13 protein-coding genes and 1 pseudogene are annotated in these 16,004 nt (G+C 37.1%); 1 reads left to right on the top strand and 13 read right to left on the bottom strand.

Going from position 1 to position 16,004, the window contains the following annotated elements; all coding sequences use genetic code 11:
• Positions 1-539: 539 nt before the first annotated feature.
• The 6 genes from ACFIKH_RS03320 to ACFIKH_RS03295 all read right to left on the bottom strand — a co-directional run bounded on the left by ACFIKH_RS03320 (position 540) and on the right by ACFIKH_RS03295 (position 6,949).
• Positions 540-1,430 (bottom strand): outer membrane protein, encoded by an 891-nt coding sequence (locus ACFIKH_RS03320; protein ID WP_375670987.1) that lies wholly within the window; start codon positions 1,428-1,430, stop codon positions 540-542.
• Positions 1,431-1,632: 202 nt separating this feature from the next.
• Complete coding sequence (locus ACFIKH_RS03315; protein ID WP_375626820.1) at positions 1,633-1,914, bottom strand: outer membrane protein; 282 nt, start codon at positions 1,912-1,914, stop codon at positions 1,633-1,635.
• A 48-nt stretch (positions 1,915-1,962) separates the two neighbouring features.
• On the bottom strand, positions 1,963-2,202 hold the full coding sequence (locus ACFIKH_RS03310; RefSeq protein WP_375670985.1) for a hypothetical protein: 240 nt from the start codon (positions 2,200-2,202) through the stop codon (positions 1,963-1,965).
• A 589-nt stretch (positions 2,203-2,791) separates the two neighbouring features.
• The gene (locus ACFIKH_RS03305; protein WP_375670983.1) at positions 2,792-3,625 is read right to left on the bottom strand and encodes a porin; all 834 of its coding nucleotides are present in this window, start codon (positions 3,623-3,625) and stop codon (positions 2,792-2,794) included.
• Positions 3,626-3,952: 327 nt separating this feature from the next.
• Positions 3,953-4,786 (bottom strand): outer membrane protein, encoded by an 834-nt coding sequence (locus tag ACFIKH_RS03300; RefSeq protein WP_375670981.1) that lies wholly within the window; start codon positions 4,784-4,786, stop codon positions 3,953-3,955.
• 1,833 nt (positions 4,787-6,619) lie between these two features.
• Positions 6,620-6,949, bottom strand: coding sequence for a hypothetical protein (locus ACFIKH_RS03295; protein WP_375651810.1), 330 nt, complete (start codon positions 6,947-6,949; stop codon positions 6,620-6,622).
• A 730-nt stretch (positions 6,950-7,679) separates the two neighbouring features.
• Between ACFIKH_RS03295 and ACFIKH_RS03290 the strand changes: the two are divergent.
• Positions 7,680-8,135: pseudogene (locus tag ACFIKH_RS03290) on the top strand (integrase); the annotation flags it as partial.
• A 248-nt stretch (positions 8,136-8,383) separates the two neighbouring features.
• Here the strand turns inward: ACFIKH_RS03290 and ACFIKH_RS03285 are convergent.
• From ACFIKH_RS03285 to pstB, 7 genes are all read right to left on the bottom strand, one after another.
• Positions 8,384-9,004: a ribonuclease D gene (locus ACFIKH_RS03285; RefSeq protein WP_273787818.1), complete on the bottom strand. Its 621-nt coding sequence runs from the start codon at positions 9,002-9,004 to the stop codon at positions 8,384-8,386.
• The gene (locus tag ACFIKH_RS03280; RefSeq protein ID WP_375626811.1) at positions 8,997-10,391 is read right to left on the bottom strand and encodes a M20/M25/M40 family metallo-hydrolase; all 1,395 of its coding nucleotides are present in this window, start codon (positions 10,389-10,391) and stop codon (positions 8,997-8,999) included. The genes ACFIKH_RS03285 and ACFIKH_RS03280 overlap by 8 nt, the downstream gene beginning before the upstream one ends.
• An 84-nt stretch (positions 10,392-10,475) precedes the next feature.
• Positions 10,476-11,351 (bottom strand): bifunctional DNA-formamidopyrimidine glycosylase/DNA-(apurinic or apyrimidinic site) lyase, encoded by an 876-nt coding sequence (mutM, locus tag ACFIKH_RS03275; protein WP_375670979.1) that lies wholly within the window; start codon positions 11,349-11,351, stop codon positions 10,476-10,478.
• 284 nt (positions 11,352-11,635) lie between these two features.
• Positions 11,636-12,883, bottom strand: coding sequence for an aminopeptidase (locus ACFIKH_RS03270; protein ID WP_375670978.1), 1,248 nt, complete (start codon positions 12,881-12,883; stop codon positions 11,636-11,638).
• Positions 12,884-13,057: 174 nt separating this feature from the next.
• Complete coding sequence (locus ACFIKH_RS03265) at positions 13,058-13,894, bottom strand: cell wall hydrolase (RefSeq protein ID WP_375670264.1); 837 nt, start codon at positions 13,892-13,894, stop codon at positions 13,058-13,060.
• Positions 13,895-14,482: 588 nt separating this feature from the next.
• Positions 14,483-15,205: a phosphate signaling complex protein PhoU gene (phoU, locus tag ACFIKH_RS03260; RefSeq protein ID WP_012754655.1), complete on the bottom strand. Its 723-nt coding sequence runs from the start codon at positions 15,203-15,205 to the stop codon at positions 14,483-14,485.
• Between the two features lie 21 nt (positions 15,206-15,226).
• A complete protein-coding gene (gene pstB / locus ACFIKH_RS03255) occupies positions 15,227-15,985 on the bottom strand; it encodes a phosphate ABC transporter ATP-binding protein PstB (protein WP_375625677.1) in 759 nt (252 codons plus the stop codon).
• Between the last annotated feature and the right edge of the window lie 19 nt (positions 15,986-16,004).

Raw genomic sequence — 16,004 nt, 5'->3', positions numbered from 1 at the left:
GGGGCGTTCTGTTTTGCATGAGGAGTGTGATCCCATAAAAAGAATGCAATAAACAAAAACGTAAGACATTATCCTAAATGCTTTTGAAAATCGTAAAGCTAAATTAAAAGAAGAGGATAAAGTTGAAAACTAGTTTTTCTCTTTGTTACTTCATATGCTTCCCCAATGAGACTGTATTTCCCAAAGCTTACTCCAACAGATATATGTAATACGCTCACTCTAATCTGGTATATACAGAATAAATTTAATCACTGGTTATGATCTTTTCCTATTTCTGAGATTAATTGAATACTTTTCACTTAGGCGTAAAATGATAGCCATGATATAAGATTTTATGTAATCAGTAGCTATAAAATCCATATATACCACCAATTCGCCCTCTATAATATAAAACTTTTTTCTCTAAAGTCTTATAGCACAAAATGATACAAATAAAAATAGAAGGGATTAAGAGATATAGAATAGAGAGCTAATAAAATAAAGGCCCCGTTAAACGAGGCCTTAGTATTTTTTATGCTTCTAATTTCATTTTTATGAAATTAGAATTTGTAAGCGACACCTACACGGAAGTCATTGGTTTTGTAATTGAATTCACGTGTATCGTTTGCGAATTTCTTTTTACCAAAATCGGAGTAACGGTATTCCGCACGTAAAAGAACGTTGTCTGTCATTGCAAAGTCAACTCCACCACCAATAGTGAAACCAAGCATTGTCTTCGTGTCATCAGCCCAAGTACCACCAGTCAAATCTATGGTTTGCTTAGCCTCTGCGTCTGGCACTTTTTCATCCCCGTCAGTTTTCTGCTCAACTTTAGCTCTCTCTCCTTTTCCTGCAACGGATTGAATGCCCTGTACCTGCGCATAGGCAATACCACCAGCAACATAAGGCATAATACGGTCAACAGCAGCAAAACCGATACGGACGCGTGTCGCACCAGACCATTTTTCTTTGTAACTGTGCGTTTCTGTTACCTTGTCACCTTCTGCAAACTGCTGCTGATCTTTTAGTTCAACCTTAGCTTTTTCAAGGGCAGCATTAAAATTTTCTGCATCTTTTTCAGTAAGAGTCAATTCACGGGCTTTTTTTGATTCTTCACGGCCTGCCCAAACTGCATCGGTTTCAACCCCGAGAATGAGACCATTTCCGAGGTCTACGTTAGATCCGGCATAAATACCACCCATGAAACCAGAAGGACTAGGTATGTTATCTTTTTTGAAAAGTTCTTTATCCGCTCCTGGAATAGTTACTTTAGTTTTACTCGAAAAGTTGCCAACTTGACCACCAAGATAAAAACCCGTCCAAGAAAACGAAGGGGCTGCTGCGATAACTGCTGGTGCGACTTCATGAGGGATCATCACATCAGCAGCCTGTGCTGCAGAAGCTGAAATTAAAGCAGCAGCAGAAGTTGCTATTAAAGATTTTGTATTCATAATTTTGCTCCTAAATTAACTATAAGATGACCTTACAAGATTATAGATAGAAAAGCTGTAGTAAAAATGTCACAGTCATACAAATAAAAGCCTAGAAAACAGCGGTTTTGTAAAAGTCAAGATCTCTTTAAAATTTAATTTTTTATTAATACTTTGTATTCATAATTGCGCTTTTGATGAAATTAGACCTTGTAAGCGACACCTACATAAAAGTCATTGTTTTGTAGCCTAGTTTAAGGTAATCTTTTTTAAATTCCTTCTTACCAAAGTCTGAGTAGCGGTATTCCGCACGAAGAAGAATATGATCTGTCATCGTGAAATCTATACCACCACCAAGGGTAAAACCCACCAACGTTTTTGATTTATCAAATACCGTAGCAGCAACTTCTTTACTTGACTTACCATTTGCCGACTTTTTTGTTTCTGAAACTTTATCGACACCTTGTATTTGCGCATAGGCAATACCATTGGCAACATAAGGCATAATGCGGTCAGCGACGGAAAAACCAACACAAACCCGTGTTGCACCAGACTATTTTTCTTTGAAACCAATACGATACACTGCTGTGTTACCCTTTTGAAACTTTTCATCTTCATCCAATGTAACACCAGCATCTTCAAATTCATCATTAACATCATTAAATTTATCAATCGCAAGAAGCTTTGAAACCGTCTTCGTCTCTCCTCGGTCTGCCCAGACTGCATCGGTTTCAATACCTAGAATGAGGACATTTCCAAGATCTATGTTGGAACCTACATAAATACCACCCATGAAACCTGAAGGTTTAGGTAGTCCATCTTTATCTGAAGTTTTTTCTTTTGTCTCTAAATCAAATACATCAATTTTGACTTAAAAAGTTGCTAACTTGACCACCAAGATAAAAATTTATCCAAGAAAACGAAAGAGCTGTGATAACTGCTGGGATTGTTTCACGAAGAAGAATAATGTCTGCAGCTTATGTCGTAAAAGCTCCAGCCATAGCGATAACAAAAAGTTGTTACTAAAGATTTTATATTCGTAAACTTTTCTCCTTATTTATTTAGGAACAAAGTATTATAAAACTACAGAAAAAACGCTGTAGTCAACATGACACAACCATAGAAAATGAAAGACAAGCCCAAGATAAAATCATTTCATAACTTCACTTCGTACAAGAAATTGTAAGTTACAAGTACGTATAACTTATTGATTTTATGGCATAATTCTTATCTTTCGTTTATAAAAATCTTTTTAATAAAATCTGAATAATATCTTTTACTTCCCTAATAAATATAGGGTATGTGATAATATAACAACGGAAAATAATAGAGGCTCTGTCTTTGACAGAGCCTCTTGGAAGTTTATTTCGTTGTTTACGAAATTAGAATTTGTAAGCTACACCTACACGGAAATCATTGGTTTTGTAAGCGAATTTATCCCCATCCTTTACAAATGCTTTTTTACCGTAGTCTGAGTAACGATATTCTGCACGCAATAGAACATTGTCTGTCATTGCAAAGTCAATACCACCACCTACAGTGAAACCAACCATTGTTTTTGATGCATCAAACACTTTAGCAGAAGCGATTTCGGCACCATCAGCTCCTTCCGCCTTAAGAAAATCAACCACTTGCAGCTGCGTATAAGCAATACCACCAGCAAAATAAGGCATAATGCGATCAACTGCTGCAAAACCAATGCGAACGCGTGTTGCACCAGACCATTTTTCTTTTATAGAGGTGCCCTCTACACGTTTGTCAGTCGCCGCGATACCAGCAATAGTTTTTCCTGTAGCAGGTGTAGCTTTCGCTTCTATAAGCTCATTTTTGAAAGCATCAAGGCCAGTTTCTCCAATAACTGCTGAATGCGTTTTTGAATCTTCACGGTCTGCCCAGACTGCATCGGTTTCAACACCTAGAATGAGGCCATTACCAAGATCTACGTTGGAACCTACATAAATACCACCCATGAAACCGGAAGGCTTAGGTGTCCAGTCTTTATCTGTAATTTTCTTGTTTGTTTCTGAATCAACTACATCAACTTTACCTGAAAAGTTACCAACTTGACCACCGATATAAAAGCCTGTCCAAGAAAATGAAGGGGCTGCAATGACTGCTGGGGCTGTTTCACGAGGGATGATAACATCAGCAGCTTGTGCTGCAGAAGCTGCTGCTATAGCGATAACAGAAGTTGTTACTAAAGATTTTATATTCATAAACTTTGCTCCTAATTTATTTATGAGCACAGTGCTACAAGATTACAGAAAGAAAAGCTGTAGTAAAAATGATACAGTCACAGAAAATGGAGGGCACATCTCAGACAAAAGCAATTCATAGCTTTGTTTTGTACGAGAAATTACAAACTGTATATATAAATAACTTATTGATCTTAAATGTAATTATTGTTTATGATTTTTTTTAAGAAAATCTGAATAATATCTTTCCACATCCACAATAAATTATGTATTGTGTGATAATATAGCAACAGAGAATAACAGAGGCGCTGTTAAAGACAGCGCCTCTGTTATTTAACTTATCATCTGTTAAAATTTGTAAGCAACACCAACTCGGAAATCATTGGTTTTGTAAGATGTCTCATATTTATCATTTGAGAATTTCTTTTTACCAAAATCAGAGTAACGATATTCCGCACGGACAATAACGTTATTGGTCATTGCTAAATCAACACCAGCACCCAGAGTGTAACCAACAAGGGTCTTTGTTTCATCAGACAAGGTACCAGAAGCTATTACTTTATCTGAATCTTTGCCTGTTATTGAAATCGATGCAGTATCTTGAAGCTGTGTATAGGCGATACCACCAGCAACATAAGGCATAATGCGTTCAGCTGCAAAACCAATACGTACGCGTGTCGCACCAGCCCACTTTTCTTTAAAAGTGAAACTGTGGGTCCGTTTAGCACCAGCTTCAAGCGCATCTTTACCAATACTAATTCCAGATTCTGTTAATATCTTCTTAATATAATTGATATGACCTGGAAGAATAACATATGTGTTTCCTGTCTTCGTGTCATCTTTATTAGACCACACGATATCTGTATCAACACCTAAAATAAGGCCATTACCGAGATCAACGTTGGAACCTGCGTAAAGACCACCCATGAAACCAGATAGTTTAGGCAAAAGGTCATCCGGCGCTGGAATCTTTTTTCCGTTACTGAGAATATCCATTTTCGTTTTACCCGAAAAACCACCAATCTGGCCTCCAACATAAAAACCTGTCCAAGAAAAAGCTGGAGCAACAATAACGGGAGCAACAGGTGTTGGACTTGGGGGAACAATAACATCTGCTGCTTGTGCTGCTGAAGCTGAAACAAAAGCGAAAGCAGAAGCTGTTATTAACCATTTCATATTCATATTTTCTCTCCATAGCTGAATATTTATTTGAACACATCGTTTCATATAGAGCCCAAACTTCAGATATCTGTAGCAAAAATGATACACTCATAAAAAAAACAAAAAGCCAATCAAATCACCTTTGATTGCTTGATCTGTAATAAATGAGAATTGAACTATGCCAATGTACAAATGATTGTCTCTTGTCACATTTGCTCTTCTTTATAAATTTTTCAAAAATATCTGCGTTATCACCGTGGAAAGCATGTGCTCTTGTCTAATGAAAAATTATCCTTTTATATTAAATTCAAATGCTCTCATCTTAAACCATTGTATATTCAAGCAACAAAAATCATCCCTCTATACATTACAAACGAGCAAGTATGTGAAACCGTTAAAAAACTAAAAATGTCACTTATGAATGTTTTCAATAGCAAGAACTGTCAAATGCAACCGTTCTATTTAAATTTATACAAATAACGTTTTTACCTTCATCCTTCGCATAACCAAATATGAAAACTATGTATTCGTTTTTTTCATAAAAAGGATGCTTATTTCAAACATAAACTTGTATCGCACAAAATAAGACTTCCAATAATCCATGGATTGAAACAAGATCACATGCAACTTGCCTGCTCTTTATTTTTACTTTAGGCATTTATTGTTTTTAAATATTTACCATTTTTTTCTTCTTTCAACCTTATAGTAAAGTCTTTTTCAGAGCTTCAGCCTTATTTGTAGGCTATCATTTCATACTCCATTACAAGACTAAATTGAAAAAAATGCCTAAAGACAAGAAACTGGTATGATAAATGCTGACATCTATATTAAAACTCTCCCTAAAGCAAAAAAGATGAGAGATCTTTCTTAAAGTGTTCACACCAAACTTTGCTTTAAAAGTCATTAATTTGGTAGAGCAAATATCTGATATTTTGAATCATAGACAAATAAAGAATATTTTATAAAATTCTGTAGTCACATATCGTAAGATTCTCTCATTCCAAACTGGTTGCATGTCGCAATCAATCAAAATCATTCGCTTGCACATTACAAGCAAGAAAAGCCGTGTCGATAAAAACTGTACAAGAAAGGATTAAAAACGCCTCCTTATGAATCGTCTCACATACCAAAGGCTGTCACAATATTGAGAACTAGCAAAGTGTGTGATGAATGCTGGCTTTTCACCTTCATAAGCGTAAAGGCGGTAGTACTCAATGGATTTACCATTATACCTTTCATAAATGGCGTCGCGAAATAGGCTTGTGAGCATTGAGAAATGTTTCTTTAAAACAAGCTCACGTAAGTATGCAACTCAATGGCGTTTTATTCCTTGAAACACACCAAGATCAAAAGTTTAACATTAAAATAAATACTTGGCTTTCTTCTCGATTTGGATGAAGCGTCCTATCAGACCCTGTCTGCAAATAGTCCAGATTTTTGTCGAGTGGGTTTCATTTAGCTTCCCATTCATGTAATTCACTTAACCAAAGATTCCCTATAGACAAGTCCTTCACTAATCCCACCCCATACTCTAAAAGCACTTATCAAGGCGTTTTACATGCCTTATATAACCACACTTAAAATGACGATCGGCATAACAAAATAACCCGAAATCTCTAGGCTATATTCATCTAAACCCATGAATTTTGTAACGACTGGTTGCTATTATACAGTACTATTCGTTCACTAAAATCTCCCTGCTCGTATCTTTTCCGAACAGTACTCTTCATTCTCACCGTATACAATTATAACACCATTTAAAAAAATAGCTCCCCTCCTGTTTTCAGGTGATAATATCTCTTTTCTTCATTTTTCGAGCATACGTTACAGCTCTCAATGTTGTTTTCTCACTTTTTAAAAACTCATTGGACTTCGTGTAAATAGGTTTGGTCGTCCTCTTTTCCCTAGTCCTTTTTTAGGATTATATCCTCTTTTTTTACCAGAATGTGACACAGGTACTAACTTAGCTGCTGTTATGTATTCACTGTTATTTGTGCAAGAAAGTTCTATTTGAAAAACTTCAGATAATACCTTGCGAAGCTGTTCACCAGAAAAAAGACCTATTGGAGGAACAGCCGAAGATGCTCTCTGTATAAGGTTTTGAGACGCTAAAAAACTCGCACCCTGAGCGATAGAGATTGAAGCAAAAGTAGCAAAAGCTGTAATAAAATATTTTATGTTCATAAATTAACCTCATTAAATATCCATAATGGATTTTACCTAGTGCCTTCATTGCAAATTTCTAGAGAAAAATAATATGTTTATAGATAAAAAGTGAAAATCCTTACAAATAAAGCTTTGGAGCCCTTTTGATTTTAAAATAAAAGCAAATTGCCCTGCTCTACCAACATAGAAATCACTTATTGAGTAATAAATTAAAGGCACGAAGTATCGTCTGAAAATAATAAACTATACGAGCCTCACATAAATATATTGATTTATAAATATAATGTACATTTCCTCACATAAAATGAGCCCCTAGAATATCAGAATATTCTCTCATTCCAAACTTGTTCATTATACATTAAGCAAATTTATTCGCGTCCACATCATAAATGAAGTTTGTATAGAGATAAAACTCTTGAAAACAGGGGGATTCTTACGAATCTATTTAAATGCAAAAGCTATTGCAACGTTTTGACTTAGTAAAAAGCGCTCTTGCTGACTTGTTTCTAGCACACTTTTCTAGGAGTTGCTCTTTGCATTGTTCAGTGCAATCGTAGTTATCTGTATACATTAATCATATAATATATTGATTTATAATGATAGTTTAGCGTTATTCATATTGAGTAAAAACCCTGAATACCGTAAGATTCTCTCATCCAAATCTTTTTCATGTTGAATCCATCAAAACCATTTGATTGCATGTTACAAGTGGGGAGAGCTGTGTAGACAAAAATAAAAAAGACTAAAAATGCCTCTTATAAACCATCCCAAGTGCCAAGAGCTACACAACATTGGGAGTTGGCAAATTGTGTGATGGTAGCGGCTTGTTACTCCATAAGCGTAAAGATGGGAGTGCTCAACGAATTTTATATCATATTTGGGGGCTTTATCGTTATACCACTCATAAGCGCCGCCGTGAAATGAGCTTGGGTGCCGGTTTATTTTAAAAAAAGCACATGAATTAGCAACACAAATATATTCCGTTTAGGGCGTTCTGTTTTACATGAAGAACGTAAATCCATTAAAAACGTGAGAAACAAAAGCGTGAGGCAATGCGTAATCTCTATTATTTAACAGACATTGCTTTAGATACTTTTGAAAGTCGTAAAGCAGAATTAAAAATGATGGTAAAGATAAGATTTGGTTTTTATATTTACGCCTTCATATTTTTTCCCAATTAGGCTGTGTACTGGTTTCAGAGATTTAGGTCTTCGAACCTACCATATGTTTCAAAACTCTCCTCAAAATTGCTTTTTTCAAATAAAAGCTGTTACAAAAGTAAAAAATATGAATTCGCAAAAGCACTTTGATTACCTAAACTTCAAATGAAATAGCACTTAAGAATTTATTATAACTCTTATCAGAAAAGATGAGAGGATAAAATGCCCATAATGTACAAGCATTTCATCCTCTCACATCAATAATTAACTCCATTAAAAGCCAATTTTAAAGTTAGCTATGCGCAAAAATATCAACTTCCGCCCATCCTAAAAGATCAAGCCTAGCTCTCATAGGCAAAAATTGAAAGCATGCCTTGGCAACATTTTCTCGCTCTTCACGTCTTAAACGTTCTTCAAATATAACCTTTAAACGATGCAAATATAACACATCCGACGCAGCATATTCAATTTGTGCCTGTGATAACGTTTCTGCCGCCCAATCCGAAGATTGTTGCTGTTTAGAAATATTCACATTCAGCAATTCATTACAAATTTCTTTCAAGCCATGACGATCCGTATAAGTACGCGTGAGTTTCGAAGCAATCTTTGTACAAAAAATAGCCTCTGGCATAACACCAAATGTATGCGCTAAAATCGCAAGATCAAAACGCCCAAAATGGAATATTTTGATGACTGCGTTATCTCCAAGAAGCTTGACCAAATTAGGTGCACTCTTTTGTCCTTTAGCAATTTGTATAATATCGGCAGTACCATCTCCAGAAGAAAGCTGAACAACACATAAACGATCACGATGGGGTTGTAACCCTAAAGTTTCAGTATCAATCGCAATGGCGTCAGTTTTATAATTATCTAAGTTTGGTAAATCACCTTGATGAACGCGAATCTCAGCCATTTACCCTCCTATTTGCGAAAGCAGCAAGAATACGCGCCCAAGACCGCTGCCCCTTATGAAACGATTTTAAATTATACTTTTCATTAGGCGAATGAATACGATCATCAGCCAGTCCAAAACCAACCAAAAGAGTTTCCATACCAAGAATTGACCGAAAATCTGCTACAATTGGGATCGAGCCCCCCATAGCTGTCAAAACAGCAGGCACTTCCCACTCTTGTGATAAGGCATCCTTCGCCTCCTTGATAAAAGATGAATCATCAGAAATCTGAAGTGCCGGAGAAGAACCGTGATTCTTAAATTCAACCTTACAATCAGCCGGAATTGAGCTACGTACATAATCACGCAACGCTTGGCGTATTTTCTCTGGATCTTGCTTATGCACCAAACGACACGATACTTTTGCACTCGCTTGAGAAGCAATAACCGTTTTCATCCCTTCCCCTTCATAGCCGCCACTAATACCATTAATTTCCATGGTAGGACGTGCCCATACAAGCTCTAAAATGCTCCGCCCTTTTTCACCAGCAGGAATGGAAAGCCCTATAGGACCAAGAAAATTTTCAGCAGTACAATTAAGTTCATTCCATAACTGCAAAATCTGTGGAGGTGTTTCTTCTACGCCATCATAAAAACTAGGAAGTGTTACCCTATTATTTTCATCGTGAAGTCCTGCTAAGATTTTCGTTAGAATACGAATGGGATTAACTGCTACTCCTCCAAAATAACCAGAATGCAAATCACGATTCGCTGCTGTAATAATTATCTCTTCTGCCATAATTCCCCGAAGAGAAAGAGCAATAGATGGTGTATCCGCATCCCACATTGACGTGTCACAAACCAATGCATAATCTGCCTTAAGTTCATCTTTATTTTCTTTTAAAAAAGGAATAAGGGAAGGAGAAGCACATTCTTCCTCACCTTCACATAAAATAGTAACTTTAACAGGAAGATGCCCTGTTTCTTTCTTAAATGCACGACATGCTTCAATAAAAGTCATCAACTGACCTTTGTCATCTGAAGCTCCACGAGCACAAATAACTTTCTCTCCATCTCTCTCTTTTAAAGAAGGTGTAAATGGATCATCCTCCCATAAACTCAAAGGATCAACAGGTTGAACATCATAATGTCCGTAAAACAAAACATGCAAACAATCATCCGAAGGTCCTGGATGATGCCCAACAACCATTGGATGACCCGGTGTATCACGGCGTGAAGCCTCAAAACCGATGCTTTTTAAATCCTCTACTAACCAATCAGCTGCTTTACGACATGCATCCTTGTAAGCCGAGTCTGTAGAAATCGATTGAAAACGTAAAAGAGAAAAAAGGCGTTCAAGGCTCTTTTCTATATTTCCATCAAGATGTGTTAGTACTTTATTCAGCATAAAAAAAACCTCTCAAGCCTTGTGTAATTATACTATAGATACGACGACTTTAAGCCTCTTGTAAGATTTTGCAAGACACCTTATTCATTTTTGGCATTGTGAGCAGTAAAAACTTGAACGTCCAGCCTGTAAAATACGCACTATAGGCGTTCCACATTCCAAACATTGCTTGCCTTCTCGTCCATAAACTGAAAAAGCATGTTGGAAATAACCAAGTGAACCATCTATATGCATATAATCACGTAAAGAAGAGCCACCAGACAAAATGGCTTCAGAAATCACATTGCGTATATTTTTTGCTAAAGAATCTGCAAATTCACATGCACGTGCCGTTTTTGATGCCAATGTAAATGCACCACGTTGTGGAGACAAACGACTCCGCCAAAGTGCTTCACAAACATAAATATTCCCAAGACCTGCAACAATAGACTGATCAAGTAAAACGCTCTTGAGAGACATTTTTTTATTAACAAAAGCCTTTTGTAAATAACGACCAGAAAACGAATTACTCATAGGTTCAAGCCCTAGCTTATTTAAAAGTGGATGTTCATAAAGCTTGTCCGTATTGACTAAAAGCATAAATCCAAAGCGACGCACATCATTATAAATAAGATGATAAACTTCACCATTCCTTGTTTGAATATCCATGACAAAATGATCATGTTTAACCAATTTATTTGTCGTTGAAAAAACTGTTCTTAAAAGATCATTCTCTATACGCCATGAACCAGACATTCCTAAATGGCTTAAAATCGTTTCATTCTGAGAAAGATGGAATAATAAATATTTTGCACGCCGACCAAGTTCTATAATTGTTCTGCCAATAAGGCGCTCAGAAAAAGCCTCAGGAAAAGGAAAGCGCAAATCTCTACGATTAAGTCTGACAGATACTATCTTTGCATCAGTTACAACAGACTCAAGTCCACGACGAACTGTCTCTACTTCAGGAAGTTCAGGCATCTCTCTTCTTTAATAATTATACACTTTCCAATTGTATCACCAATAAATTGGCTTCTTTTCTCCCCTCAAAGAACGAAACCTTCCTCTACATCTGCTCTATAAACGACTCAAATTCTTGATGAGTGGATTTCACTTAGCTTCCTACTCATGTGAGTCACCTAACTAAAGGCTTTATGACCAAACCCTGCCTTGAATATTCACCTGGCACTCTAAAATACTTAACGTATCAATGAGGCTTACATCCCACCCTACCTCAAATGACAATATTTGAGGACATAGCAGGATTAAGCCCACTCACCTTTACGAAATACAGGAACTCTTACACCATCTTGGGTAATGCCATCGATATCAATTTCGCCAGAACCAATCATCCAATCAATATGAATGACACTTTTATTACCACCACGCGCTGCAATCTCTTCTGATGTCAATGATGCCCCATCTAAAAAGCATTTGGAATAACACTGTCCTAAAGCAATATGACATGCAGCATTTTCATCAAATAAGGTATTATAAAAAAGGAGGTCACTCTTAGAAATTGGTGAAGAATGAGGAACAAGAGCAACTTCGCCCAATCGGCTTGCACCCTCATCACTTTGCAAAACCTGCTGCAAAACTTCCTGCCCCGTTGATGCACGGGATTCAACAATACGCCCTGCTTCAAAACGTACTTCAATATTATCAATCAGTGTTCCTTGATAGGAAAGTGGCTTTGTTGAGCGAACAAAACCTTCAACCTTATGAGCATGAGGAGTCGTGAAAACTTCTTCTGTCGGAATATTCGGATTGCAAATAACACCATTTTGAGCAACAGATGCACCACCATGCCATTCATGATCATCTGCCAAACCAACAGTTAAATCAGTCCCTGGCCCTGTAAAGTGTAAAGCAGAAAAACGCTGCTCATTAAGCCAAGATGACCGTTTCTTTAAATTCTCGTTATGGACGAACCACGCATGTACCGGATCTTCTTCTGTAACACGTGAAGCAGAAAAAATTGCATCGGCTAATTTTTTAATCGCCTCATTCAGTGGTAAAGAAGGAAACATTGCCTCAGCCCATCCTGCTGTTGGATAAGCAACAATTGACCAATTTATAGAAAAATTCGATATTTTTTTGAGAGCAGGCTGGTAAGCTAGTGAAGTCGCCTTATTCAAACGCGCAACCTTATCGAAATCTTGATTGGAAAGGAGCAAAGGATTATCACCAACAATTGCTAACCGCGCTGCCCCCTTTTCAAAAGCCTTCGCCATTCCCTCATAAAGCCAAGAAGGGGCACAATCAAAACTAGCTGTATGGGCATTTTCAAAACGTGTAAGCGATAATATATCATCACTAAAAATTGGTATAATGACACCAGCACCAACCTTATAAGCATGATACGCAATACGCCGAACAAAAGGTAATGCTGAAACTGGAGCGGTCAAAACAAGATCCTGCCCCTCTTGTAAATTCAACCCCACTTTTACTGTAATTTCTGCAAGACGATTAAGCATTTCAGGCGAAATTGTCTCATGAATATCAAAGTACATTAGCAATACCCTTCTTTAAATAAAATGCGTTCTTTATGTCGTCATCTTATAAATTTTTTTAGATCCTTCGAGTTCATTTTCTCTACGTATATTTATGCGTGTCATTATCGCTAAAAGGTTCACTTAATTCATAAACCGCAATGGGTATATAACCCTTCTTTTGTCGTGAAAAACTTACCAGTTTCTATGTCGTTTTTCTAACATTGCAACAATTGCATTTAACTGATCTGATGAAGGCAAAGTCATAATCGTTTTATTTTCCTCTTTCCTAGCTAGATGTTGAGGTGCATAGGCAGGAATAGGAACTTTATCAAGCTGTACCAAAGCAAAAGATGCAAGATGTGCCGTCTTGGACTGTGCTATTTCTATCGAAGGAGATGCTCTTTTTTCTACCTTTACTCCCCCACTTTCTAAGCCTTCATCTATAAAGCTTGGCGCATGACCAGAACGTTCTTGAGCAAAAGCATAAGCAACATCATAAGGGCGATTATTTGTAGGAACTTGAAGTTCCCCATCACGTGATCGTTTTTCATAAAAAGCATTTCCCCCTGCAACCTGAACATAATGCATGTTTTTATACGGAAAAGACAAACCAGCGGTATGAAAAAACTTAGCGTGTCTAACTTTCTTATCTCGCTCACCCCGTAAAACAGCATCAGCCGCCTCTCTTACACGAGCAACAGATGCTTTCTCCGTCATAGGACGCGTTAAAACACCAGGAGCAAACTGCCTATATTGACCAACAACACCACAAATCGTCTTAGGATAGGCGGTCGAATTAACACGATTCATAACAACCGTTCCAACGGCAATCATTCCTTCACGGCTTGTGCGATTTGATTCAAAATACATCGCTCGCATAAGACATTGACGCTCTGTCAATGGATACGTAACTGTTTTTGTCTTATTATTATTTATTTTTCCAGTCTCTAAATGATTTGAAGCACACCCCACAACAACTAACGGCGCTACACAACAGGTAACAAATACATTCCAACGATTTTTTTTCATCTTATGCAACACATTCCTATAATCTCTGAGCTATTCAAGTCTTGAAATGAGCTTTAAATGTATCTCTCAATAAAGTACATAGCTAACTGTTACCACTCAGTAAAATTTTAATACAAGAGGTAATCAAAAAGTATCTATGCAAAATAAAAAATAAAAAACTCTTAATTTACAGATCAATATTGTTATCCTTCATGGTCCAATATAGGCCATAATAGCCCACACGTTCCAATTACAATGAAGTAACACTATCCACTTCTCCTACATACAAAAAATTTGGATACCAAAACTCTTTGCATCGATATTAAAAAAATAATACAGATATCCCCTTTTAATATAAAAATTTTAACAAAATGATCTGAAAGGAAATTCCCCTAGAAAACTCCCCTCCTGCCACAATACGAGTGATGATATCATCCAATATACAAATATGTCAAACCAAGAGTTAGCAATCTGCTATGCTTCTCTGAAAAAACTCTTTGTTGCCTCTTTATGCTTTTCCATAAGATAGTTATCTTATTCTTTCTATAGCCGCACTGTAAGAAAATACTCATATATCTACAAACTGATTTTATACATATAAGAAAAATCTTAATCTATTTTCTTCTCACCTACCCCAACTTTATAAGTAAGGTCATCGCGAGGACGATCAGAGGACATATGGTAACCCGTTATGATATAATGCAGCATCTCAGCAATATTAGTAACATGGTCACCAATCCGTTCAATATTCTTTAAACAAAACAGTAAGTGCGTACAAACCGTAATATTACGCATATCTTCCATCATATATGTCAAAAGTTCACGAAAAAGAGAAGTATACAAAGCATCAATCTTCTCATCACGCTCACGCACCGCGTCAACACGCTCTAATAGGCGACTCGTATAAGCATTTAAGACTTCTTTTAATTGATTGAGCGCTAAAGCTGTAATTGTTTCAAGCCCATGATAAACAGAAGCAGATTGACGTATTTCTGAAAGTGCAACAGTCCTTTTAGCAATGTTTTTGGCCATATCCCCAATCCGCTCAAGATCAGAAGAAATACGAATGGCTCCAATAATTTCACGCAAATCGACAGCCATCGGTTGGCGTTTGCAAATAATAGCAACCGCTTTTTCATCAATGTCACGTTCTGCTTCATCTAAAAACACATCATCGGCAATCACTGTCGTTGCAAGTTGAAGATCACTACACACAACCGATGCTACAGAACGTTCAATCATTCTTTCTGCATGGCTCCCCATTTCTGTAATCCTTGCTTTTAAATATTTTAGTTCTGCATCATAAGAACGGACAGTATGGTTCATAGACATATCTTACACTCCTCAATTCACCTATCCAAAACGCCCCGTAATATAATCTTGCGTCCGTTGCTCTTTTGGTGAGGTAAAGATCATTTCAGTCGCACCAACTTCTACCAAATGCCCTAAATGAAACATAGCCGTATATTGAGAAACACGTGCGGCCTGTTGCATGGAATGCGTTACAATAACAATTGTATAATTTTGCCGTAACGCATCGATAAGCTCTTCAATCCGTGCCGTCGCAATGGGATCAAGAGCTGAACAGGGCTCATCCATCAAAATAACTTCAGGACTAACCGCAATAGCACGTGCAATACACAAACGCTGTTGTTGTCCCCCTGACAAACTTGTTCCAAGATCATGAAGACGATCTTTTACTTCTTCAAACAAACCTGCCTGCCTCAAACTCTTTTCAACTACATCATGCAATTCAGAGCGCGTTTTAACTAAACCATGAATGCGTGGACCATACGCAACATTCTCAAATATGGATTTTGGAAAAGGACTGGGCTTTTGAAAAACCATTCCAACACGAGCGCGCAATTCTACAACATCAATCCTCTGGTCATAAATATTCTCCCCATCTAAGGTAATAAGACCGGTTGTTTTAGCGCCTTCAATCGTATCATTCATACGGTTAAAACAACGCAAAAAAGTCGACTTTCCGCATCCTGATGGACCAATCAAGGCTGTTACTTGATGTTCAGGAATATCAAGTGTAATACCGTGGAGTGCTTCTTTGTCTCCATAAGAAACCTTCACATCCTGACCTCGCATTTTAATCTTCATTACAAAAGTTCACCTTACA

This window comes from Bartonella sp. SD1336NMGDW, assembly GCF_042193565.1.
GTDB classification, from domain to species: Bacteria; Pseudomonadota; Alphaproteobacteria; order Rhizobiales; family Rhizobiaceae; genus Bartonella; species Bartonella grahamii.
The sequence above is the reverse complement of the archived record's forward strand: the minus strand, read 5'-3'. Positions and strand labels throughout refer to the sequence as shown.

Bases quoted from the DNA above. Each gene is read 5' to 3' on its own strand.
- pstB (WP_375625677.1), bottom strand. From the start codon at position 15,985: ATGAAGATTAAAATGCGAGGTCAGGATGTGAAGGTTTCTTATGGAGAC.
- ACFIKH_RS03310 (WP_375670985.1), bottom strand. From the start codon at position 2,202: ATGGGTGGTATTTATGTAGGTTCCAACATAGATCTTGGAAATGTCCTC.
- ACFIKH_RS03315 (WP_375626820.1), bottom strand. From the start codon at position 1,914: ATGCCTTATGTTGCCAATGGTATTGCCTATGCGCAAATACAAGGTGTC.
- ACFIKH_RS03320 (WP_375670987.1), bottom strand. From the start codon at position 1,430: ATGAATACAAAATCTTTAATAGCAACTTCTGCTGCTGCTTTAATTTCA.
- ACFIKH_RS03280 (WP_375626811.1), bottom strand. From the start codon at position 10,391: ATGCTGAATAAAGTACTAACACATCTTGATGGAAATATAGAAAAGAGC.
- ACFIKH_RS03305 (WP_375670983.1), bottom strand. From the start codon at position 3,625: ATGAATATAAAATCTTTAGTAACAACTTCTGTTATCGCTATAGCAGCA.
- ACFIKH_RS03270 (WP_375670978.1), bottom strand. From the start codon at position 12,883: ATGTACTTTGATATTCATGAGACAATTTCGCCTGAAATGCTTAATCGT.
- ACFIKH_RS03265 (WP_375670264.1), bottom strand. From the start codon at position 13,894: ATGAAAAAAAATCGTTGGAATGTATTTGTTACCTGTTGTGTAGCGCCG.
- mutM (WP_375670979.1), bottom strand. From the start codon at position 11,351: ATGCCTGAACTTCCTGAAGTAGAGACAGTTCGTCGTGGACTTGAGTCT.
- phoU (WP_012754655.1), bottom strand. From the start codon at position 15,205: ATGTCTATGAACCATACTGTCCGTTCTTATGATGCAGAACTAAAATAT.
- ACFIKH_RS03285 (WP_273787818.1), bottom strand. From the start codon at position 9,004: ATGGCTGAGATTCGCGTTCATCAAGGTGATTTACCAAACTTAGATAAT.
- ACFIKH_RS03300 (WP_375670981.1), bottom strand. From the start codon at position 4,786: ATGAATATGAAATGGTTAATAACAGCTTCTGCTTTCGCTTTTGTTTCA.
- ACFIKH_RS03295 (WP_375651810.1), bottom strand. From the start codon at position 6,949: ATGAACATAAAATATTTTATTACAGCTTTTGCTACTTTTGCTTCAATC.